The organism is Microbacterium halimionae, assembly GCF_011761265.1.
GTDB classification, from domain to species: Bacteria; Actinomycetota; Actinomycetes; order Actinomycetales; family Microbacteriaceae; genus Microbacterium; species Microbacterium halimionae.
In genome coordinates this window covers 667,065-689,475 of record NZ_JAAOZB010000002.1, presented here as the reverse complement: position 1 = coordinate 689,475, position 22,411 = coordinate 667,065, and the positions used below count along the sequence as shown (strand labels likewise).

21 protein-coding genes and 2 tRNA genes are annotated in these 22,411 nt (G+C 60.6%); 6 read left to right on the top strand and 17 right to left on the bottom strand.

Features of this window, described 5'->3' with window-relative positions:
- The first annotated feature begins 29 nt into the window (after positions 1-29).
- Both FHS06_RS11010 and FHS06_RS11005 read left to right on the top strand, forming a co-directional pair.
- Positions 30-1,406 (top strand): TrkH family potassium uptake protein, encoded by a 1,377-nt coding sequence (locus FHS06_RS11010; protein WP_167049248.1) that lies wholly within the window; start codon positions 30-32, stop codon positions 1,404-1,406.
- On the top strand, positions 1,399-2,100 hold the full coding sequence (locus tag FHS06_RS11005; protein ID WP_167049246.1) for a potassium channel family protein: 702 nt from the start codon (positions 1,399-1,401) through the stop codon (positions 2,098-2,100). The genes FHS06_RS11010 and FHS06_RS11005 overlap by 8 nt, the downstream gene beginning before the upstream one ends.
- On the opposite strand, the gene FHS06_RS11000 is transcribed toward FHS06_RS11005, so the two are convergent.
- The 3 genes from FHS06_RS11000 to msrB all read right to left on the bottom strand — a co-directional run bounded on the left by FHS06_RS11000 (position 2,063) and on the right by msrB (position 4,242).
- Positions 2,063-3,166 (bottom strand): NAD(P)-binding domain-containing protein, encoded by a 1,104-nt coding sequence (locus tag FHS06_RS11000; protein WP_167049244.1) that lies wholly within the window; start codon positions 3,164-3,166, stop codon positions 2,063-2,065. The two genes, FHS06_RS11005 and FHS06_RS11000, sit on opposite strands and share 38 nt — an antisense overlap.
- 63 nt (positions 3,167-3,229) lie before the next feature.
- A complete protein-coding gene (gene msrA, locus FHS06_RS10995; RefSeq protein ID WP_167049242.1) occupies positions 3,230-3,775 on the bottom strand; it encodes a peptide-methionine (S)-S-oxide reductase MsrA in 546 nt (181 codons plus the stop codon).
- Positions 3,772-4,242, bottom strand: coding sequence for a peptide-methionine (R)-S-oxide reductase MsrB (gene msrB / locus FHS06_RS10990; protein ID WP_167049240.1), 471 nt, complete (start codon positions 4,240-4,242; stop codon positions 3,772-3,774). The genes msrA and msrB overlap by 4 nt, the downstream gene beginning before the upstream one ends.
- Before the next feature lie 157 nt (positions 4,243-4,399).
- On the opposite strand from msrB, the gene FHS06_RS10985 reads away from it, so the two are divergent.
- Positions 4,400-5,482 carry an NADH:flavin oxidoreductase/NADH oxidase gene (locus FHS06_RS10985; RefSeq protein WP_167049238.1) on the top strand — a complete coding sequence of 361 codons (1,083 nt, stop codon included), beginning with the start codon at positions 4,400-4,402 and terminating at the stop codon, positions 5,480-5,482.
- A gap of 127 nt (positions 5,483-5,609) precedes the next feature.
- Positions 5,610-7,325, top strand: a complete 1,716-nt coding sequence (locus FHS06_RS10980) for a long-chain-fatty-acid--CoA ligase (protein WP_167049236.1) — start codon at positions 5,610-5,612, stop codon at positions 7,323-7,325.
- Positions 7,326-7,333: 8 nt separating this feature from the next.
- Here FHS06_RS10980 and FHS06_RS10975 read toward each other — a convergent pair whose 3' ends face one another.
- The 5 genes from FHS06_RS10975 to FHS06_RS10955 all read right to left on the bottom strand — a co-directional run bounded on the left by FHS06_RS10975 (position 7,334) and on the right by FHS06_RS10955 (position 11,362).
- Positions 7,334-8,050: a YidC/Oxa1 family membrane protein insertase gene (locus FHS06_RS10975; protein ID WP_167049234.1), complete on the bottom strand. Its 717-nt coding sequence runs from the start codon at positions 8,048-8,050 to the stop codon at positions 7,334-7,336.
- A 101-nt stretch (positions 8,051-8,151) separates the two neighbouring features.
- Positions 8,152-8,430 (bottom strand): DUF6412 domain-containing protein, encoded by a 279-nt coding sequence (locus FHS06_RS10970; RefSeq protein WP_167049232.1) that lies wholly within the window; start codon positions 8,428-8,430, stop codon positions 8,152-8,154.
- 168 nt (positions 8,431-8,598) lie between these two features.
- A complete protein-coding gene (locus FHS06_RS10965; protein WP_167049229.1) occupies positions 8,599-9,612 on the bottom strand; it encodes a CNNM domain-containing protein in 1,014 nt (337 codons plus the stop codon).
- Complete coding sequence (locus FHS06_RS10960) at positions 9,609-11,003, bottom strand: hemolysin family protein (protein ID WP_167049227.1); 1,395 nt, start codon at positions 11,001-11,003, stop codon at positions 9,609-9,611. The genes FHS06_RS10965 and FHS06_RS10960 overlap by 4 nt, the downstream gene beginning before the upstream one ends.
- A 283-nt stretch (positions 11,004-11,286) precedes the next feature.
- Positions 11,287-11,362 (bottom strand) — tRNA-Glu (locus FHS06_RS10955).
- Positions 11,363-11,470: 108 nt separating this feature from the next.
- Between FHS06_RS10955 and FHS06_RS10950 the strand changes: the two genes are divergently transcribed.
- Positions 11,471-12,109, top strand: a complete 639-nt coding sequence (locus FHS06_RS10950; protein WP_167049225.1) for an MBL fold metallo-hydrolase — start codon at positions 11,471-11,473, stop codon at positions 12,107-12,109.
- 69 nt (positions 12,110-12,178) lie between these two features.
- On the opposite strand, the gene FHS06_RS10945 is transcribed toward FHS06_RS10950, so the two are convergent.
- The 7 genes from FHS06_RS10945 to FHS06_RS10915 form a co-directional block, all read right to left on the bottom strand.
- On the bottom strand, positions 12,179-12,448 hold the full coding sequence (locus tag FHS06_RS10945; RefSeq protein ID WP_167049223.1) for an HPr family phosphocarrier protein: 270 nt from the start codon (positions 12,446-12,448) through the stop codon (positions 12,179-12,181).
- A 34-nt stretch (positions 12,449-12,482) separates the two neighbouring features.
- On the bottom strand, positions 12,483-14,546 hold the full coding sequence (locus tag FHS06_RS10940) for a PTS fructose transporter subunit IIABC (protein WP_167049221.1): 2,064 nt from the start codon (positions 14,544-14,546) through the stop codon (positions 12,483-12,485).
- Positions 14,547-14,580: 34 nt separating this feature from the next.
- Positions 14,581-15,537, bottom strand: coding sequence for a 1-phosphofructokinase family hexose kinase (locus FHS06_RS10935; RefSeq protein ID WP_167049219.1), 957 nt, complete (start codon positions 15,535-15,537; stop codon positions 14,581-14,583).
- Positions 15,534-16,319 (bottom strand): DeoR/GlpR family DNA-binding transcription regulator, encoded by a 786-nt coding sequence (locus tag FHS06_RS10930; RefSeq protein ID WP_182486546.1) that lies wholly within the window; start codon positions 16,317-16,319, stop codon positions 15,534-15,536. Before FHS06_RS10930 ends, FHS06_RS10935 begins: the two co-directional genes overlap by 4 nt.
- A gap of 303 nt (positions 16,320-16,622) precedes the next feature.
- A tRNA-Gln gene (locus FHS06_RS10925) sits at positions 16,623-16,694 on the bottom strand.
- A gap of 86 nt (positions 16,695-16,780) precedes the next feature.
- A complete protein-coding gene (gene gltX, locus FHS06_RS10920; RefSeq protein WP_167049215.1) occupies positions 16,781-18,292 on the bottom strand; it encodes a glutamate--tRNA ligase in 1,512 nt (503 codons plus the stop codon).
- A 49-nt stretch (positions 18,293-18,341) separates the two neighbouring features.
- Positions 18,342-19,283 (bottom strand): LysR family transcriptional regulator, encoded by a 942-nt coding sequence (locus FHS06_RS10915; protein ID WP_167049213.1) that lies wholly within the window; start codon positions 19,281-19,283, stop codon positions 18,342-18,344.
- 82 nt (positions 19,284-19,365) lie between these two features.
- On the opposite strand from FHS06_RS10915, the gene FHS06_RS10910 reads away from it, so the two are divergent.
- On the top strand, positions 19,366-20,415 hold the full coding sequence (locus FHS06_RS10910) for an aminotransferase class V-fold PLP-dependent enzyme (protein ID WP_167049212.1): 1,050 nt from the start codon (positions 19,366-19,368) through the stop codon (positions 20,413-20,415).
- Here FHS06_RS10910 and FHS06_RS10905 read toward each other — a convergent pair.
- Together FHS06_RS10905 and FHS06_RS10900 are read right to left on the bottom strand one after the other, a co-directional pair.
- On the bottom strand, positions 20,396-21,643 hold the full coding sequence (locus FHS06_RS10905) for an MFS transporter (protein WP_167049211.1): 1,248 nt from the start codon (positions 21,641-21,643) through the stop codon (positions 20,396-20,398). The genes FHS06_RS10910 and FHS06_RS10905 overlap by 20 nt on opposite strands.
- Positions 21,636-22,403 (bottom strand): fumarylacetoacetate hydrolase family protein, encoded by a 768-nt coding sequence (locus tag FHS06_RS10900; RefSeq protein WP_167049210.1) that lies wholly within the window; start codon positions 22,401-22,403, stop codon positions 21,636-21,638. Before FHS06_RS10900 ends, FHS06_RS10905 begins: the two co-directional genes overlap by 8 nt.
- Positions 22,404-22,411 lie beyond the last annotated feature (8 nt).

Sequence of the window (22,411 nt, the reverse complement as noted above, 5' to 3'; positions counted from 1 at the left end):
ACGGCACCACACAGCGCTAATGTCTTCGAGTGAGCTTTCGCTCGAGCCCGTCCCGGCAACGCCGCACGGCACGACACCAACGTTTCCGACTACACCCGGCGCAGGCCGTCGTGGTCGGCTTCGCGCTGACGATTGCCGCAGGCACAGCCCTGTTGGTTTTGCCAATCGCGAAGGCGGGGCCGGGCGGGGCGAACTTCGTCGAGGCGCTGTTCACAGCGACCAGCGCCGTGTGCGTCACAGGGCTCACGGTTGTCGATACTGCCGTCTTTTGGTCACCCTTCGGCCAGGTCGTGATCATGCTCTTAATTCAGCTCGGTGGGCTGGGAATCATGATCTTCGCCTCGCTGATCGGTCTCGTTATTGCACGAAAGCTCAGCGTGCGGTCGCGGCTCAACACCGTCACCGAAGCCAAGCAGATCGGATTCGATGACGTACGAGGACTCGTTCGAGGCATCGTAAAGATTTCGCTCCTGATCGAAGCCGCGGTCTTTTTAATGCTGCTTCTTCGTTTCACTCTCGGGTACGGATACACGTTCGGCGAAGGCGTGTGGTTCGGCCTCTTCCACGCAGTTTCTTCTTTCAATAACGCCGGTTTTGCGCTGTACAGCGACAGCTTGATGGGCTTCGTCGATGACCCCTTCATTTGCCTGCCGCTGTGCGCCGCGATCATTCTCGGGGGGCTGGGCTTCCCGGTGATCATGCAGCTGAAAAAGGAATTCCGGAAGCCGCTTCACTGGTCAATGAACACGAAGATCGTGCTGTGGGGAACCGGGGTCCTGTTGGTCGGAGGCTGGGCATATATCACCGCGCTCGAATGGAATAACCCCGACACTTTCGGTCCGCTCACGCCATGGGGAAAAATCCTCGCCGGTTTCTTCCACTCAGTGCAAACGCGAACCGCAGGCTTCAATTCCGTCGATATTGGGATGATGCACGATGAAACGTGGCTCGGCATGGACGTGCTGATGTTCATCGGTGCGGGCCCCGCAGGAACCGGCGGCGGAATCAAAGTCACTACCTTTGCTGTGCTTTTCTTCATCATGGTCACCGAGTTGCGCGGAGAAGGCGCTGTAAATATTTTCGGCAAGCGTCTCTCTCGCGCTGTACACCGTCAGGCGATCACCGTCGTTCTCATCGCCGTGGGCGCAGTCGTTGCGGGCGCCGCACTTCTCATGGTGATTTCGGGTGAGCCGATGGATCAATCCCTTTTTGAAACCGTGTCAGCTTTTGCAACGGTGGGACTTTCGACCGGTATCACGAACGAGATTTCGACGTTCGGCCAGATCGTTCTCATCGTGCTCATGTTCCTTGGGCGCCTCGGTCCACTCACACTTGGGAGTGCGATCGCCCTTCGCGAACGACACATCCTTTACGAACTACCGAAAGAAAGGCCGGCCATTGGGTAGGTTCCCGATTTTCAGCGCGAGAGACACATCGCGACGTATTGCCGAAGCAGATTCAGTTGCCGTCATCGGACTTGGACGCTTTGGCAGCTCGCTTGCGCTCGAATTGATGGCGAGCGGTACGGAAGTGCTCGGAATCGACAACCACGAGGAACTGGTTCAGTCGCTCAACGGAGAACTGACACAGGTCGTTCGCGCAGATGCAACGAAGCCCGAGGTTCTGGCCCAACTGGCGCTCGATGAGTTTGACCGAGTAGTCGTTGCAATCGGAAACGACGTCTCCGCCTCGATCCTGACGTGCTCCGTCTTGCTGAATATGAAGAGCCCCGTCATTTGGGCCAAAGCGGTCAACGATCAGCACGGGCTGATCCTTGAACAACTCGGGGTGCAACACGTCATATACCCCGAGAAGGATATGGGTCGCCGCGTCGCGCACCTGGTCCGTGGGGCCGCACTCGACTACATCGAGGTAGCCAAGGGCTACGCCCTCGTAAAGGCGCCTGTGCCCGGTATTTTCCAGGGCGTTGCGCTCGGCGCGACGGATCTTCGGAAAACTCACCGTGTGACGGTTGCAGCTTTCCAACACGGCGATCAGCCCTGGACTAATGCGGATAACGCCACTGTGTTGGTAGAAGGCGACACGATCCTCATCGTGGGAGCTACAGCCGACGCAGAGGCGTTTGCACAGCTTCGTTGACGATCGCTCTTGCTGCCGCTCGTCCGGCGCGGTTTGCTCCAACCGTGGACGCTGATGGGCCGTAGCCAACGAGAAACAGCCGTGGTTCGTCGATGGATCGAGCCCGATCGGCGCGGATTCCACCTCCTGGCAGACGGAGGTGGAGAGGAGCTAAATGGTTGAGCGCTGCGCGAAAACCTGTGGCCCACACAATGACGCCAGCAGCAATAAAAGAGCCATCCGGCATCCGAACGCCGTGCGCTTCGATCGAGCTAAACATCGGATGACGAACGAGCACTCCGCGAGCTTCTGCGGCGCGTGCCCAGGGAGTCCAATGCATCCCGGTCACCGAAATCACGCTTCCCGGCGCGAGTCCCTGCCGCACACGCTCTTCGATACCTGCAATGGCAGCAACGCGCGTGGGGATATCGAAGTCGCGGTTTATCCACTGCGGTTCAGTCCGAGTCATCCAGGTCGTTTCGGCGACATGAGAGATCTCATCGAGAAGCTGAACCGCAGAGACCCCCGCGCCGACGATGATGACGCGTTGACCCTCAAATTCTGTGGCCGAGACGTAGTCGGCAACGTGCAGTTGGCGACCTTGGAACTTTTCTGCGCCCGCGTAGTGCGGCCAAAATGGCTTCGTCCACGTACCAGTTGCGTTGATGACAAATCGCGCTCGCCACTCACCTCGAGTTGTCTCGATGAGCAATCTGCCGTGCGGGTCATCATCTTCACGCCTGACAGATCGAACGTCGACGGGGCGTTGAACCCGAAGCTCGAAACGCGCTTCGTACTCGGCAAAGTACGCCGGCAATACGTCTCGACTTGGGGCCTGTGGATCGGCGGGAGGAACCGCGAAGCCGGGCAATTCGTGTATGCCGTTGACCGTTGCCATGCGCAGTGTCTCCCACCGGTGCTGCCATGCCCCTCCAGCCGCGGCGTTCGCATCGAGAACCGCAAAAGTCTGACCGGCGTCAGAGTCAGCACCTTCAGCACCGAATCCGCGACGCCGCAGGTGGTACGCGGCTGATAGCCCGGCCTGCCCGGCGCCGATTATGACGACGTCCACCTCGCGAGCTGTCATGAGAAGGGGAACACCCGCGCTGAGCCGGGCATTCCCCTGTGTCGCTAGAGCGCCGATGCGCCGCTAGAGCGCCGTACTCTCCTCGCGGGCGGGAAGCACCCAACCCTTGCGCGGGAAGTGGCAGGTATAACCATTGGGAATGCGCTGCAGGTAATCCTGGTGCTCTGGCTCAGCTTCCCAGAATGGCCCCGCGGCTTCGAGAGTCGTCACTGCATCGCCGGGCCACAGCCCGGAAGCGTTAACATCCGCAATTGTGTCGCGCGCAACACGCGCCTGCTCATCGGAGAGCGGGAAAATCGCGGAGCGATAACTACTTCCCACATCATTTCCCTGCCGGTTCAGGGTCGAGGGATCGTGAATTTGGAAGAAGAACGCCAGGATGTCGCGATACGTCGTCTTCTGAGGGTCGAAGATGATCTCGACAGCCTCTGCGTGCCCGGGGTGATTTCGGTATGTCGCGTGGTCGTTCGAGCCACCGGTGTACCCAACCCGCGTGTCGAGCACGCCAGGCTGGCGGCGGATGAGGTCTTCCATTCCCCAGAAACAGCCGCCAGCGAGCACTGCAGTTTCACTTCCGGGGGTCCGTGTGATTGTGCCGTTATCGGTCATGATTCCTGCTCCTGAGAGGTTGTTGAATCGAAGAGGTGGCGGTACTCACCGTAACCCTGTGCCTGGAGTTCTGCGACCGGCACGAAGCGCAATGACGCGGAGTTCATGCAGTAACGCATGCCGCCAGCTTCGCGAGGACCGTCGTCGAAAAGATGTCCGAGGTGGCTATCCGCAAAGGCCGAACGTACCTCTGTGCGCTTCATCCAGAGTGAACGGTCAACCTTCTCGTTCACAGCGTCTGTCTTTAATGGCTTAGTGAAGCTCGGCCACCCAGAGCCGCTCTCGTACTTGTCTGTGGACGAAAACAGGGGCTCGCCCGACACAACATCGACGTAGATGCCATCGTCATGGTTGTCCCAGTACTCGTTACGAAACGCCGGCTCGGTGCCATCTTCCTGCGTGACGCGGAACTGATTGGGTGTGAGGCGCGCGAGCGCCTCGGGAGTCTTGCGGTAGTCGTTTGACACGATTCCTCCTTTGTGGACGCCACTGGCTGCGGCGTCTTTAGTGACAACGGATGTCGGCCGCTTCCTGTTCCGCTGAGGCTGGGAGCGGGCTGCGAGTTTTTCGAAGTGGTGGCGGCCCGTCGGCCTCAGCCCCACCGGGAGAAGCCAGAATTGTGTCATGAGCTTGTTGTTTTCCCCGTTATCTGTGCGCGACGTCACCTTCAAGAATCGCCTGTGGGTCGCACCCATGTGCCAGTACAGCGCGGAAGATGGTGTCGTCAACGATTGGCACCACGTGCATCTCGCGCAGTTCGCCAGCGGCGGGGCGGGCCTCATCGTTTCTGAAGCCGCAGCGGTCGTTCCAGAGGGCAGAATCAGCCCACGCGATGCCGGCATCTGGAACGACGAACAGCGCGATGCGTGGGCCAACATCATCACCTCAATTCACGCCCGAGGCTCGCTGGCCGGGATTCAGCTCGCACACGCCGGGCGCAAGGCATCCACCTGGTGGCCATTCTCCGGGCGATCCGGCAGCGTGAGCGTTTCGGAAGGCGGATGGGACACGGCTGCTCCTTCCGACATTGCTTACGAAGGGTTCACCTCGCCCAAGGCGATGACATCCGCCGAGATTGCCACCACTGTTGATGCATTTCGTGCGGCTGCCCGCCGTTCTGTCGACGCCGGATTCGACGTGATCGAGCTGCACGCAGCACACGGGTACCTTCTCCACGAGTTCCTCTCCCCTCTCAGCAACCAGCGCACCGATGAGTGGGGCGGCAGCCTTGAGAACCGGGCACGGTTGCTCCTCGAGCTTGTCCGTGTCGTGCGCGACGAAGTTGGGGCGGGTGCGCCCCTTTTCGTGCGCTTCTCAGCGACAGACGCGGCTCCCGGCGGCTTGACCACCGAGGATGTGGCGATCGTCGCCCGATGGACCAGCGAAGCCGGAGCTGACCTCTCGGACGTCTCGACCGCGGGATTGGTTGCGCACCAAGCGATCGCAATCGGTCCGGGATATCAAGTCGCGCACGCGGCACGTATTCGAGAAGTGAGCGGCGCGCTCACCGCAGCAGTCGGCATCATCACAAGCGGCGGGCAGGCTGAACAGATCCTGCAATCGGGCGACGCGGACGCGATATTTGCTGGACGTGAGTTTTTGCGCGACCCGCACTTTGCGCTTCGGGCGGCATCCGAGCTTGGCGAGGACCCTGAGTCGATCTGGCCGCCACAGTACATCCGCGCCTACCGTGCGGCATCGATGTAAAGTCTGCTGCTATCTCGCCAAAACCGACTTCCTAGGTAACCACCATGAGAAGGCTGAGGAATACCTCCGCCGGCATACGCCCGCAGTTACGCTGAGGGTCCGCTCTCCAGCCGTTAGGGGCATCCTCATGAATGAGCGTTACCCGTTTTCTTCCCAGTCTTGGTTGTCGGCATACGCCCAGAATGTTCCGCACCAGATCGGTGATATCACCGAAACGTTGCCCGACATGATCGAGGCGAGTGTTGAGCGGCATGCGCCGAGTGTCGCACTTGAGTTCTTCGGTGCCACGACGACATATGGTCTTCTCGGCGAGCAGATTACGCGGGCGGCTGAGGGGCTCCGGCTTTTGGGAGTGAGAGCTGGCACTCGTGTCGCCTTGGTGATGCCAAACAGCCCCGCCCACATCGTGGCCTTCTACGCCACTCTTCGGCTGGGCGCGATCGTCGTCGAACACAACCCGTTGTACACAGCTCATGAGCTCGGCCGACAGTTTGCCGATCACGGCGCAACTGTCGCCATCGTGTGGAACCGGGTCGCCGACACCGTTGCGGGTCTGCCAGAAGACACACGGCCCCAGCACATCGTGAGCGTCGATATCACTCGCGATATGCCGGTCGCAAAGCAGCTTGCGTTGCGACTGCCCGTCGCGAAGGCGCGCGCTGCGCGTGAGCGCATCACCGCGACTCCCACAGCCAAGGGGCTCATTCCGTGGCAGAAGATAGTGTCCGCGGCGCCGTTATCTCCGAGTGCCCCGAGGCCCGAACTTAATGACGTCGCTCTTCTTCAGTACACGAGCGGGACGACGGGCGCTCCTAAGGGTGCAATTCTCACTCACCGCAATCTCCGCGCAAATGCGATGCAGGGCCGCGCTTGGGTACCTGGCCTCACTGAAGGCGAAGAAGTCTTCTACGGAGTACTCCCCCTCTTTCACGCGTACGGTCTCACACTGTGCCTGACATTCGCGATGAGCATCGGTGCGCGACTCGTTCTGTTTCCGACGTTCGATGTTGATCTCATCAAGGACGCAGTACGTAAGAGTCCCCCAACATTCCTGCCGGCCGTTCCGCCGATATACGACCAACTCTCACGCGCGTCGAACAACGGCACTATTGATCTTCACTCAATTCGCTTCGCTATTTCTGGTGCTATGAGCCTTCCCGTGTCGACAGTTGAGCGGTGGGAGAAAGCCACCGGTGGCCTCCTCGTTGAAGGCTATGGAATGACGGAGGCTTCGCCAATCGCACTCGGGAATCCCATTGGAGAAAGCCGCCGACCCGGGACTGTCGGGGTGCCGTTCCCGAGTACAGATATTCGCGTCATCGACCCGGAGAACACCTCGGTCGACCGCGGATTTGGCGAGGCGGGTGAACTCCTCGTCCGTGGCCCGCAGGTCTTTTCTGGGTACTGGGGCCAACCTGAACAGACCCAAGAAGTTCTGCTCGACGGCGGCTGGTTGCGCACCGGCGACATCGTCACCGTCGCCGAAGATGGATTCGTCACCGTGGTCGACAGGCTGAAAGAACTCATTGTCACGGGCGGATTTAATGTCGCGCCCACTGAAGTAGAAGAAGCGATTCGTGCGCACCCATCGGTCGCTGACGTCGCGGTGGTCGCTCTTCCCCGTGGCCAAGGCGGCGAACAGGTTGGTGCCGCCATTGTCCTCCGCGAAAATTTTGACCAGGATGCCGCAGCCATTCGCGACTTCGCCCGCTCGCGGCTCGCCGAGCACAAGGTGCCACGTCGAATCGTGTTCGTCGAGGACCTGCCACGCTCGCTCGTCGGCAAGGTTCTTCGACGCGAAGTGCGTGATCGCATCATCGGTGCTCCAAAACAGACCTCCTAGTCAGGCGCTCACCGAGGCGGTGAAAGCGGATACCTCCTTCGCAAAAGGGTGCGCTGCACCAACGTCCATGCGACGGTAACGGTGAGGTAGAGCACCGCGGCGAGCGGCACGAAAAGCGCGAATACCGCTGTGACGAACTGCAGCACGCCCACAAACCGCGGCGCAGTTGGTATCGAAAAGGACCTTCGCGACAGCTCGGCTACAAGAACGATCACCAGCACCAACGCGCCAAACACCGCAATCGTGGAAAGCTCGAGTGCGCCTGATCCCGCCGAAGACACGAAGCTTGCGCCGAGAGAAACCCCAAAAAGCTGCTCTGCCATAAGCGCATTCGTGTGTCCCGCAATGCTGGTGTGCAGAAAGAGCGCGTAGATAATGCCGACGACCGGGGCTTGTAAAAGCACCGGAAGGCACCCCGCAGCTGGAGACACCTTTTCGGACGCATAAAGCTGCATCGTCTCTCGTTGCAGTCGTTCCCGATCTTTGCCGTACCGAAGCCGCAACTTAGCGAGCGCTGGGGCGAGTCGAGACTGCGTTTGCTCAAACTTCGCCTGTAGTACCCCAGCCGGAATGAGCACAGCCCGTGCCAGCACGGTGATCAGGACGATGGCCGCGGCAGCAGCTGCACTGCCCGCAATCGGATCGAGAAATTGCGCGAGCAACATGAGCCCGCTGTACGCGGCGTCGAGAATTGCGGCAAGTGGTGGAAAAGAAAATGGGTCCATGACGTGTCCGTTCGTCGGAGTCGAGTTCGGGCTGCATGGCCACGATCTGCGCCGAGAATCAGCGTCGGACCCCTAGAGCGGGGGACGTGAATGTGCGCGAGCTACGTGGCCGAGGCCACGAACCCTGGGGCTCGCGAGCGGATGTGGCCCGCCGCATCCGGGTCACTCTGCGTAAGCGGCGACGAAACGTCAATTTCTGTCGCAGGCCGCGTAGCTCCATGCGGTGAATTCGCCCTCATGGCAATCATGCGCGCCGAGAGCGCGACCAGGACCAACGCCATCAATGCGACAACGACGACTGTCGATGACGAGCCCTGGAGAGCAGTCACGCCGACCGTGAGAAGGAAGAACTGCAGCATGGAGCCGATCGACTCGAACATGTGCGCTCTCCCCTCGTTAAGGATGCCCCAAACTAACACGCTGACAAGGCGCGTGGGAAAGCAAATGGGCAGAGAAAAAGCCCCGGCCGTTACCACACAACCGGGGCGAGACGAATGAGAGTCCGCCTATCGACGTCAATACTACCCCACTTTCGCAGATCCGCTCACTCACGCTGCTTTCGCGCTAGGAAGCACGCGCTCGACGACGTCGGTGAGCGTGACGACTCCTTTGAACTCCCCGTCGTCTTCTACAACGGCAAGCTGGACCCGCATTTCGCGCATCTGACGCAGCAGGTCGTAGACAGGTGTGGTCGCGTCGACGGATAGCGCTTGGCGCGCGTATTCTGCGGCCGGTGTGCTCTGATCAGCGAGCAGGGTGTCACGTACATGAACGACCGCGGGAGTCTGCCCGCCCTCACCTGTCAGCAGCACACGCAAATGTCCACTTTCCAAAGCCGCGGCCTGCACATCTGCGACCGATGCATCGTGCGCCACCGACGTGGGGGTGGAACTGTGCTCCGTGAGCTGGTCGACAGTTACAGTCTGCAACTCGATCACCTTGGTGATCTCTGTTCTGAGGTCAGGCTCGAGCACTCCCACTTGCGATGAGTACTCGACAAGATTACGGATCGTGTCAGCATCTCTCCCCCCGACGGCAGCGCTGTCGACAGGCTGCACGCCGGTACGGGCGACCAGCGCGTTCGCGATGCGATTTACCCACAGCAGGAATGGTCGCAGCGGCCACACAAAAGCGCGAGACGGAATCCCAATGATCTTCGCGGCGAACTCAGGGTGCGCAATCGCCCACGACTTCGGTGCCATTTCGCCAACGACCAGATGCAGGAATGTCACTGCGAGCAGCGACAGCACGAACGCTGCCCCACCGGAAAGCCAGTCAGGCGCACCCCATGTTTCGAATAGCGGCCCGAGTAGGCCGTCGACGGCGGGCTTTGTGACAGCGCCCAGAGCAAGGGTGCAGACGGTAATGCCCAGCTGCGCACCGGCGAGCATCACTGTCAGCTCATTCATGCCGCGCAGAGCTGCGCGCGCAGACTTACTGCTGGCGGCCTGCATCTCCAAACGATGACGGCGCGCGCCGAGGAGTGCGAACTCGATTACGACGAAAAATCCGCTCAGCACAATAAGCAACGCCGTGACAGGAAGGACGATCCACGCGTTCATAGATCACCCCGCTCATCGTTGGCAGATGCCGCAGCTTCTGCCGGCTCTTCGCGCACACGCATCTTCAACTCACTGGGGACATGCTTGTCGATCGCTGTCACCTCAACCATGAGAATTCTGCGCGCGGGTTCATCGTCGACAAGTTCGGCTCGCTCGGCAGGAAGAACGATCTGAAGCGCGTCCCCTACCGCTGGGAGGCTTCGACTCTCCGCGATGAGAAGGCCAGCGAGCGTCTCATACTCACCCTTAGGCAGGGGGCGGCCGACAGCCCGCTCGACCTCGTCGACGTGCATGTCGCCATCCATCACCCACACGCCATCAGCGTCGCGCTCAGCTCCAGTGAGCGCATCGGGGTCATGTTCGTCGGTGATCTCTCCCACGAGTTCTTCCGCAAGGTCCTCAATCGTGAGAACCCCCGTGAAACTGCCGTACTCGTCGATCACGCAGGCTAACTCATTTCGGGTACGCGTGAGCTGCTGAAGCACATCTGGAAGCGGCATGCGAGTCGGAACAAAAAGAGGTTCGCGCATGATGGCGGTGACTGGGCGATCGTCGCTCTTGTCGGTTTTGAGGACTTCACCGAGATGCACGACGCCAATCGGTTCGGCTCTTTCGTCGAGTACTGGGTAGCGGCTGTGCTTGTGTGCCATTCGCGCGCGCACCTCACCAACCGTCGAGTCGTACGAGATGACGTCGACATGTACGCGCGGGATCATTGCGTGCTCGGCATCCTGATCCGGAAAGTCGAGAATGCGATCCATAAGGAGGGAAAGTTCTTCCGGCAGATCACCGCTCGCGCGCGAATCATCGATGATCCGCTCGAGGTCCTCAGCGTTGGCGCTGCTGTCTACATCGTGCACGGGCTCAACTCGTATGAGCCGGAGCAGAGCATTCGAGGACTTATCGAAGAAGGTGATCAGCCAACCGAAAACTGTCAGGTAAATAAGAGTGGAGCGCGCGAGCCCCCGCGCGAGCGGATCGGGGTTAGCGATAGCCAAGTTCTTAGGAAAAAGCTCTCCGAAGGTCATCTGTACGACCGTCGCCAGTACGAGCGCGAGCACGGTTCCAATCGTGATGCCAAGAGCCAGCGGCACGCCCGCACCGCCGAGCAGGATGCCGAGAGACTCACCGATGAAGGGCTCGGCGACATAGCCGACCAAAAGTCCGGTCACCGTAATACCCAGCTGCGCGCCTGAGAGCATGAACGATGTACGACGGGTAACTGCCAGAGCGCGCTTCGCGGACGCATCGCCCTTTTCCGCTCTCGCGCGTAGGGTCGCCCGGTCAACCGACATGTAGGCAAACTCTTGCGCTACGAAGTATCCATTCGCGGCAATGATGATCACCGTCAGCACGAGACCAGCCAGCAGCAGCAAAAGCGCGGTAATCATCGAGTAATTCCCATAGCGCGAGACGAGCGCGTTGCTACGGCGCGAAAGATGGAAACTGTTGTCGAAGTATGGCTGGGGTCGTCGCTGGACAAACCGGCAGTCAGGGTGGTGTACACGGGGTACTCAACGCCTCCGGGGTGTTGGAGAACACAACAAAGGTAACGTTTTGGCTCAGGAGCTACGATCGACCGGCACACTTTCCCAGCGGTTCCGAAGGGATTAACTCCAAAAAGTTCCGGGTGGCAACGCAAAAACGCCCGTCCTTTGGACGAGCGTTTTGGGTTGGTGACCCCAGCGGGATTCGAACCCGCGTTACCGCCGTGAGAGGGCGAGGTACTAGGCCGCTATACGATGGGGCCGTTCACGCAACCGTTCGATTATGCCATGAGAAATGCACCCCAGACAAATCGAAGCCGATGCGCCACTTCAGCTTGCTGCAACGTAATTGCGGGAGTTGACTGAGGAGCATGCGAGTGACCAAGTACGAACATGCTGCCCTAAAAATCGACAGCGAGGGCAGCGCCCTCATCATCGATCCGGGCGTCTTCACTTCTCCCCTTCCAGATCTGCGTGACGTCGTTGGCGTCGTTCTCACACACGAGCATCCAGACCATTGGACCCCCGCGCATCTCGACCGGATTCTTGCCGCACGCCCTGGCACCCCGATCTATGCACCAGAAGGCGTAGCAAAAGCCGCGGCCGGCTACGAGATAACGGTGGTGAAGCCGGGTGACACTGTCGAGCTTGCTCCCTTCACGCTGAAGTTCTTCGGCGGCGATCACGCTGTGATCCACGAAAGCATTCCAATGATCGACAATGTCGGCGTGCTCGTGAACGACGAGTTTTATTACCCGGGCGATTCCTACGCCGTGCCCAAGCACACGAAGGTTCAGCTGCTTGCAGCCCCAGTGGGTGCGCCGTGGCTCAAGATCGGCGACGCTATCGATTTCGTTCTTGCCGTCTCGCCGCGAGCGGTATTTGCAACGCACGATATGACTCTCTCCCAAGCCGGGCTCGGCATGGGACGCGAGCGTCTCAAATGGGCTGTCGAACAGGTCGGCGGCGAACTCGTAGAGCTCAACCCTGGGGACTCCACAGAGCTTTAACAGCTCAAACGAAAGACGGATGCCGCGGCACCCCATCGGGGTTACCGCGGCATCCGTCTTTTTGGCTCGTTATGCTGCGTCGAGATCCGTCTCGAGGAGTGCGACGAGTTCGTCGAGCGCCTGCTCGGCACCCTCGCCCTCTGCCTTGAGTGTGACCACGGTGCCCTGGCCAGCGCCCAGGCCCATGAGCGAAAGGATGCTTCCCGCATTGAGGTCAGCACCACCCTCGACTGCGATGGTCACGGGAACCTTCTTCTCTTGCACCGCCTGTACGAATAGCTTTGCGGGGCGAGCATGAAGCCCCGACGAGCTCGCGATTGTGGCCTGGCGTTCTGCCATGGTGTCTCCTTACGTTGGTCCTGTCACCAGCTAATCAGACCGGGACGGCTACGGCTGGGTTCTCTTCAGCTTCCTGGAGTTCTTTTCGTCCGACGAACGTCTTCAATGCGACGACGATCAGGGCCGTTACGACCGTACCAATGGCGATTGAAAGGGCGAATGCCCAGAATGGGTTGATCGCAAAGAACACGAAAATACCACCGTGGGGGGCAAGCGACGAGACACCGAGCAGCATACTCATTCCACCGGTAATTGCTCCACCGACCATCGAAGCTGGGATCACACGCAATGGATCAGCAGCTGCGAACGGGATTGCGCCTTCGCTGATGAACGAAGCACCAAGCAACCATGCGGCCTTACCGTTTTCGCGCTCGACCGGGGTAAACACCTTGCGGGAAAGCAGTGTGGATGCGAGCGCCATAGCGAGCGGCGGAACCATACCCGAAGCCATAACCGCGGCCATGATGAGGAAGGGCACGGCGTGGATGTCGGCGGTAGACGCACTCGCGAGTCCTGCCGTGGCGAACGCGTAAGCGACCTTGTTGACCGGGCCACCGAGATCGAAGCACATCATGAGACCGAGGATGATTCCCACGACCACAATCGCGTCTGTCGCCGCGAGGTTTGTGAGGCCGTCATTCAGCAACTCCATAAGAGATGCGATGGGTCGACCGAGGAAGAGAATCAGCAAACCAGAGGCGATGAGAGAGCCGATCAGCGGGATGATGACAACCGGCATGAGACCGCGGAGCCATGCGGGCGGGTTGAAACGGCCGAGCCACCATGCGATGAAACCGGCGAGCAGACCACCGATGATGCCACCAATGAAGCCGGCGTTCATGAGAACCGCAACGGCTCCAGCGACGAACCCGGGAGCGATACCGGGCCGGTCCGCGATGGCGAAAGCGATATAGCCGGCGAGGGCTGACACCAAGAAGCCCATCGACGTCGCGCCGATCATGAAGAACACCGAGCCGAGATATTGGCCGAGCGGGCCAAGATTCGAAGTGATGTCCGTCGTGGGCAGATCCCAGAGGGAGTTCTGTGTGATGACCGTTGCCGCGTTGTCGGTGACCTGGTATCCGCCGAGCAGGAATCCCAGAGCGATCAACAAACCGCCACCAGCGACGAACGGAATCATGTAGCTCACACCGGTGAGCAAAATACGCTGGATGCGAGCGCCCCAAGAAGTCGGCTGCGAGGGAGCATCCGACGTTGAAGCCGCCGCCGAGCCACTCACACGTGGACCCTGTGGGTTCTTGGCTGCAGCGATCGCGTCAGCGATCATCTGATCGGGGTGCTCGATGCCGCGCTTCACTCCGGCGCGAGCGACAGGCTTTCCCGCAAAACGTTGCGGCTCGCGAACATCAACATCGACAGCGAAGATCACGGCATCCGCGTTCGCGATGACCGAAGGATCAATCGCCTGGTATCCGCTGGATCCCTGCGGTTCAACGACCAGGTCAATTCCGGCTTTCTTGCCTGCCGCGGTGAGGGCATCGGCAGCCATGAATGTGTGGGCAATGCCAGTCGCACACGCCGTAACTGCCACGATGCGAACGGGGTGTCCGTCGATCGAAAGGTCATCCGACGCTGACGTCGATGCCTCGGTGGGCGCCGCGGCTGTCGCCGCAGGAGCGGCCGAACCTTCACCGATGGCGTTCTGCACGATCGTGACGACGTCATCCGCAGTCTTCGCAGCGCGAAGTCCCGAAGTGAAGTCGTCTTGCATCAGGCTGCGCGCAAGCTTAGAGAGCACTGCGAGGTGTGCCTCGGCGGCATCCGCGGGAGCCGCAATCAAAAAGACGAGGTCGGCAGGTCCGTCGTCTGCTCCGAAGTCAATTCCGGGTGCAAGGCGGGCGAACGCGAGTGATGCTTCGGTTACAGCGGCGCTCTTTGCATGGGGAATAGCGATGCCACCGGGAAGACCGGTTTCATCTTTCTGTTCACGAGCCCAAGCGTCGGCAAACAGCGCTTCAGCATCGGTCGCGCGGCCCTGCGCAACGACTCGCTCCGCGAGGGCACGAATAACGGCTGCCTTGTCTGCTCCGAGGCTCGCATCAAGAGACACGAGCTCAGAGGTGATGGTGTGGGACACGATGTCCTCCATATTTCGGTGGTGAGGGGCTTAGTTAGGTAAGAGGGTTCGCGCGCCGTGTGACGGCGATTTCACCGGGCGGAAAGTCCGCGGATGTCGGCGGTTGTGTGCCCGGCAGGGTCGCAGCCGCAGCGCCATACCGAATCGCGTTGGCCAAGCATTCGCTTGGGTCTCCGCCCCGAACATCTGCCAGGAGAAATCCGGCGAGAGAGCTGTCACCTGCACCAACGGTGCTCGCGACCTGGATACGGGGGGCGGGCGCCGATAGCGCACCAGAGCCGTCTACGAAGACGGCACCGTCGCCGCCGAGGGTGATGAGCGCCGCGCCGACACGCTCCGGAACCAAAGCCGCGGCGATCGGCAAAACAGCGTTCATGAGATCTTCGGTCGGAGCAGCTACCCCAGCAAGATCTGCGAGTTCATGCTCATTCGGTTTGATGAGATCAGGGTGGGCAGACGCAACGACTGCGCGCAACGGCGCACCCGAAGTGTCGACGGCGATTCGAGGAGCAGTCTCCCCCCATCGCGCTCGAACCGCAGCAATGACCTCGACGTAGAAGCCCGCATCCATCCCCTTCGGCAACGAACCAGCAAGCACAAGCCAATCAGCGCCTTCACACGCCGACACGATGATCGCAAGCAGGGCGTCTGTTTCGCCACTCCGCAGGGATGCCCCGGGCAAGTTGAGCTTCGTTGTCACGCCTGCGGGGTCGGTAATTGTCAGGTTTGAACGAGCGTGGCCATGCACGGGCACAGCGTGAAAGGGCAGCCCGGTGTCGGCAAGAAGCGCCGCGAAAGGATCGTGCAGCGCCAGCGGGAGCACTGCCAGCGTTTCTTCTCCAGCGGCGCCGATCACTCGGCCGACATTGATCCCTTTACCGCCGGCGTCCTCACGTGAAGACGCAGCCAGCTGTACAGCTCCCACGTCAAGAGGCGCGTCAAGAACCATCGCTCGGTCAAGCGAAGGATTTGCTGTGACGGTGACGATCATGCGATCCACGCCTCAACGCCGGCGGCTGACACCGCATCCGCGAGTTCGGTTTGCATGGGAGCGTCGCTCACGATGACATCGATTTCGTTCAGCGCCGCGAATCCAACGAGCAATTCCTGCCCGAACTTGCTTGAGTCGGCAAGGACGACAACACGACGTGCGGCGCGCACGATTGCCTCTTTAACGGCAGCTTCTTCGGCATCGGGGGTACTCAAGCCGAACTCGCCGGAAATTCCGTTCGCACCGATAAATGCGATGTCGGGGCGAATAGCGGCAATCGACCGCACCGTCGATGCGCCAACGGCAGCAGCGGTAACACCACGAATGCGTCCGCCGATGAGGAGAAGAGAAATATTCGGGACCCCCGCAACAATGGGTGCAAGCGTGAGCGAGTGCGTCACGACTTCAGCTGAGCTCCCGAAGGCAGCGAGGCGTTCGGGAAGCATTGCCGCGATCGCGGCCGTGGTGGTTCCGGCGTCAAGATAGATCGAGCCGCTGAACCCTGGTGGAATCGCGTCGAGGGCTCGTAGCGCTATCGCTCGCTTTGCGTCGGCTCGTTGCCCGGTTCTTTCGAAGACTGGGACTTCACGCGTGCTACCGCGCTCCTTCGCGACCGCGCCGCCGTGCACGCGGCGCAGACGTCCTTCGCTTTCCATCGCGTCAAGATCGCGACGAACGGTCTCAGTTGTGACATCGAATCTCAGCGCAAGGTCAACAACGACGACCCGACCTTCTTCGCGCAACACAGTCTCGATGTGTTCTCTGCGCTCCATTGCGTACATGCAACCTCCGTGTTGCATGAAAGATTACAACGCACTTCAACATAAAACAACATTTATGCATGTTGTTTTATGAGGTTTTTGCTCGAAATACGATCCACATAGAGGTGGGCCCGCCTAAACGAGAACGGCCAGCGCATCAAACGCGTGGCGATGGAGCGTACATTGCTCACTCACACGCGAGCGAGACACGCTCTCAATGTGAGACTCCTCAGATTCCGTGAGGTTCACCCCTCTGCGGAAGCTGTCAATGGAGAACACGCACGGGTAAAGCAAAAACCCCCGCTAAGCGGGGGTTTTTTAAAGCTGGGGTACCTGGACTCGAACCAAGAACAAAGGTACCAGAAACCTCCGTGTTGCCAATTACACCATACCCCATCGGTATTCGACCGAAGTCGTACCGAGGATCAAGCTTACTCGACGCTGGGGGTGAAGCCAAACCGAGCAGCTTGGGCGAGCCGCGGTTAGCCCCGCTGCGAAACCAAAGCTCCGAGTCGAGCGATCGTCTCGGCTTTTCCAAGTAGCTCCATAGATTCGAACAATGGCGGCGAGACACGTCGTCCGCTGACCGCGACTCGCAGCGGCCCATAGGCAATGCGCGGCTTGAGCCCGAGGCCCTCCACGAGCGCGCTGGCAAGCGCATCTTGGATGACTGTCGTCGTAAATTCGGTTTCGGGAATGAGCTCGAGTGCACCGACGCCGGCTACAAGTACCTCACCAGCATTGTCGGGCAAAGTTGCGAGCGCCGCCTCTTCGTAGACGACTTCTTCTGTGAACAAGAAACCCAAGAGCCCAGGTACGTCGCCGAGCAACTGCACGCGCTCTTGGACGAGCGGAGCTGATGCAACGATCATCTGCATCTGCTCCGCGGTCGGCGGGTCACTCACAATGCCGGCCGACAGCAGGTACGGCATGATTCTTTCAACGAACACCACCGGCCGCAGCATCCGAATGTGATCACCGTTGATCGACTCGGCCTTTTTCTGGTCGAATCGAGCGGGGTTCGGGTTGACATTCTCGACGTCGAACGCGGCTATCAGCTCAGCGAGAGAGAAAATGTCGCGATCGGGGCCGATCGACCAACCGAGCAACGCGAGGTAGTTGAGAAGGCCCTCGTGAATGAAGCCCTTGTCGCGCTGGAGGAAAAGGTCGGCGCGAGGGTCGCGCTTTGATAGCTTCTTGTTGCCGTCTCCGAGAACCAGCGGCAGGTGTCCGAATCTCGGAACGAAGTCGGTGACTCCGGCCTCGATAAGCGCGTCGTAGAGCGCGAGCTGACGGGCCGTCGACGGCATGAGGTCTTCACCGCGAAGTACGTGAGTGATGCCCATGACAGCATCATCGACCGGGTTCACGAAGGTATAGAGCGGCACTCCCCCGGCGCGGACGATGACGAAGTCAGGGAATGAACCGGCGGGGAACGTGACTTCGCCACGGACGAGGTCGACATACGTGATGTCGTGATCGGGTACACGCAAACGCCAAGCCGGCTCGCGACCCTCGGCCCGGAACGCAGTCTTCTGCTCGTCAGTGAGCTCACGATCGTAGTTGTCGTAGCCAAGCTGCTTGGCGCGGCCATTGGCTTCGTTACGTGCATCGATCTCGGCGGCGTTGGAGTAGCTCTCGTAGACAACACCCGCGGAGATCAGCTTGTCGAGCACTTCACGGTAGATATCGTGCCGCAACGACTGACGGTAAGGGGCGTGCGGGCCGCCCACCTCTACGCCCTCATCCCAGTCGATCTTCAGCCAACGCAGCGCGTCAAGGAGCTGCGCATAGCTCTCCTCGCTGTCGCGTGCGGCATCCGTGTCTTCGATGCGAAACACGAGCTTGCCACCGTTGTGGCGGGCATAGGCCCAGTTGAAGAGAGCGGTTCGCACAAGACCAACGTGCGGGAGACCCGTAGGAGAAGGACAAAAACGCACGCGCACGTCGCTGCCAGTAGCAGTGGTGGTGCGGGGATCGGGTGAGCTCGACATAGATTTCTAGACTACCGGGCTCGATCTGATGGCGTTGAAAAACTGAGAATCACAGCACGCGGCGGAGAGCCGCGAGAGTCGCACGGACCGTGGGCACACTTTCGGCGCCGTGCGCTGTCACGACGTGGACAGTGCGCTCTTCACCGCGTGGCAGCGCAATTGTCACCACTCCGGGCATCGGGGGCACTGAGTCAACAGCGAGCCGAGGAAGCGTCGCCACGCCAATACCCTGAGCCACAAGGCTTTCCACCGCGATGAAGTTGTCGGTTTCGAACGTGATGCGAGGCTCGAAACCAGCACGCCCGCAAAGCTCCAAAAGGTGCCCACGGCAGCGCGGGCAGCCGGCAATCCAGTCTTCTTCGGCAAGAAGAGAAACGTCGACCTCTCCCCCGGAATATGTCGCGCGAGCAACCGGGTGATTCGAGGGAAGCACGGCCAGCATTTGGTCACGGCCGATGGAGCGCACAGATAGCCCGCGTGCGCTCGATAGATGCGGATCATCGCGGTCACCAGGGTAACTAAACGTGAGCGCAACATCGGCACGATCCTGCCGCACAGCCCCAACAGCTTCTGGCGGCTCCGCCTCGACATACGAGACCGAAATTCCCGCGTGCCGCTCAGCGAGGTCAGCCAAGAGCTTCGGAAGAACCGTCGGTGACGCCGACGGAAACCCAACGAGTCGTACTCGACCAGACCGAAGACCGCGCAACTCATCAAGCTCTTCGGATGCCGCATCCAAGGCATTTTTCACAGCCGGCGCGTGGCGAGCCAAAATTCGGCCAGCTTCCGTGAGTCGCACAGTGCGCCCAACCCGCTCCACGATGCCAATTCCCAGCTTATGTTCCAACCGCCGCACGTGCTGACTGAGAGCCGGCTGGCTGAATCCGAGAGACTGCGCCGCGCGTGTGATGGATCCCTCATCGCTGATTGCTTTCACAACACGTAGCGAATGCACGTCAAGGCCGTTTTCACTTTCGTATTCAGCGCTCATAACCTGAAGCATAACTATTCGTCATGCTTTCGATCCCAAACTTGCCGTAGACGAATGAGCCAGTGCGTCGGAGGCTATTCATATGGACACATTCACCTCAGCGCGCGCACAGTTCAGCGGTGGGCGCGGATATCTCGCGAGCTGCACAGTTGGCCTTCCCACACGCGGGACCCGCGAAGCACTGATCGCAGATCTCGATTCGGCGGCCGCTGGCCGACCCGATCTGGCGGCTTATACGAACGCCGTTGAGAAGTCGCGACGCAGCTTCGCGCAGCTTGTGAAGGTGAGCCCCCAGCACGTTGCAATCGGATCTCAAGCTTCCGTGATGACCGCGCTCGTCGCGGCGGCGCTGCCCGACCACGCCGAAGTCCTCGTCGCGGAGGGTGACTTTTCATCAATCGTGTTGCCTTTTGTTCACGCTGGGCGAGACCTTCAGGTTCGTTGTGTGCCGTTAGCGGAACTCGCGGGCGAGATCACCGAGAAGACATCGATGGTTGCATTCTCGCTCGTGCAGTCCGCGACGGGCGAAGTTGCCGATGCTGCCGCAATCGCGCGCGCAGCCCGTACACACGGTGCCCTGACGCTGTGCGACGCGACGCAAGCAGTCGGCTGGTTTCCGGTGGAGGCATCCGTGTTCGACGCCGTGATCTGCCACGCATACAAGTGGCTGTGTGCACCACGCGGAGTCTCGTTTCTCACTGTGTCGAGTGAGCTCCAAAAGCGGATGCCGTCACTTTTTGCCGGATGGTACGCGGGTGGTAACCCTTGGGAATCGTGCTACGGCGCTGAAGCCACGCTCGCATCCGACGCGCGCCGGTTTGACGTATCCCCCGCGTGGCAAGCGTTCATTGGCGCAGCTCCAGCACTCGCGATGTTCGCACGCACGCGCCAGCACAGGCTCTACGATCACTCCACCCATCTCGCCCGACTTTTTCGTGAAGGAATGGACTTGCCCGAGCCGACGCGCGAAAGCGCGATCGTCACATGGGCTGACGACGAAGGCACCGCCGTGGGCGTCCTCGGAGCGCGAGAAATCACCGCGTCAGGCCGCGCCGGGCGTGCTCGCGTCGCGTTCCATCTGTTCAACGACGAAGAAGACGTAAACCGCGCAATCAGCGCGCTGCGACCCTAGAAGCAAAAGGCGAGAGTGCGCTCACCGCGGCCACGACAACCAGTGCGATGAGGGCGAGGCCGCCGTAGCCAATCGCGCCGAGAACGACACCGGCAAGAATTGCACCGATCGCTCCAACCAGGTTCATCGCGAGATCACTTCGGCCCTGACGGCTCGTGCGCCGATCCTCAGATGACATTTCGGTCAAGAGAGCTGAGCCTGCAACTGTCGATGCGCTCCAGCCGAGTCCAAGAAGCACGAGACCGATCGTCACGGCCGCGGTCGAATCCTGACCAAGGCCGGCCGTGAGAAGTGCCGCAGCCAACAACACCTGACCGATGAGAATAACGGTGATGCGGCCCACACGGTCTGCGAGAAAACCGAACACCGGTGCAAGGGCGTACATCCCAGCGATGTGCAGACTGATTGTGAGTCCCACAATCATGAGCGTCGCTCCGTGGTGCAGCAGGTGCACCGGAGTCATCGCCATGACGGCAACCATCACTCCGTGCGCGCCAGCGACTGCAAAAATTGCGTATCGTGCCGCCCGCGGTCTGTCGGCACGCGCAATACGCGCTGTGCCAGATGCAGCATCATCTGCCGCGACTTTCTGCGCTAGAAGCAAGGGGTCAGGACGAAGCGCAACAAGATAGAGCACCACCCCGAGCACTTGGCACACAATCGTGAAGACATAGGCGCCAGTGAGCTGAGGCATGCCCAGAGACGCACCGATCGACTCACCCGGACCAACCAGGTTGGGCCCCAGAACGGCTCCAATTGTCGTCGCCCAGACGACAAGAGAAAGGTCACGGCCACGCGACGCGTCTGTCGCCAGATCGGATGCCGCAAATCGCGACTGCAGGTTGGCTGCTTGCCCCGCCCCAATGAGTGCAAAGCCCACGAGAAGCGCCGGAAACGAGCGCATCGCTGCGGCCGAAATGACAAGCGCGACGCCACCGAGAGCGATGAGCATTCCCGTGGCGAGCGACAGGCGCCGGCCGCGGCGCTGAGCCAGTCGTGCCAGTGGAATTGCGAGCGCTGCGGCCCCCAACGTGACAGCGGCGGTGGCAAAGCCCGCGACAGCCTCATCGCCCGCGATATCGGTAGCGAGCACCGCGCCGAGCGAAATAGTGGCGCCAAAGGCGACGCCGCCAAGAACTTGCCCGATCGACAGAACGCCGATTGTGCGGCGGCGGACGGCGCTCAGCTGCGCTTCAGTGAGCACAGCTGACGCTGAGGCTTCAGGCATCCCGGACGGTGTTACCGAGAAGGCCGAGTCCCGTGATTTCCACTTCCACTTTGTCACCCGCAACAAACTCGCCAACGCCCGCCGGCGTACCGGTAAGAATGACGTCTCCCGGCAGCAGGGTAAAGGCGGCCGAGGCATACGCAATGATTTCTGCGACCGAGTGGATCATGTCGGAGATTGCCGCGTCTTGACGTACCTCGCCGTTCACTCGCGTCACTACGCGAGCGTCCCCTGCCGGGTCAAACTCCGTCTCGATGGCGGGCCCGAGAGGGCAGAAGGTGTCGAAGCCCTTTGCGCGCGCCCACTGACCGTCACTCTTCTGCAGGTCACGGGCTGTCACGTCGTTTCCGATGGTGTAGCCGAAGACGTACTCAAGAGCTTTGTCTGTCGTGACATTTTTGGCGATACGTCCGATGACAACGGCGAGTTCGCCCTCGTGATCGGTCCGTTGCGACTGAGCCGGTCGAACGATCGCATCACCGGGACCAATAACCGAGGTGTTTGGCTTCAGGAACAACAGCGGCTCGGCCGGTGCATCGCTTCCCATCTCGGCCGCGTGGTCGTGATAGTTCTTACCGACGCACACGATCTTCGAACGCGGAATGACAGGCGCCAGCAGAGCGACGTCTCCGAGCGGGACTCGGGTTCCCGTCGGCTGGAAGCCAGCGAACATCGGGTCGCCAGCGAGCACAACAAGTTCACCGCCGTCCACAATCCCGTACGTAATGGCGTCTTCGTAGCTAAAGCGTGCGATTCTCACAGTTCTAG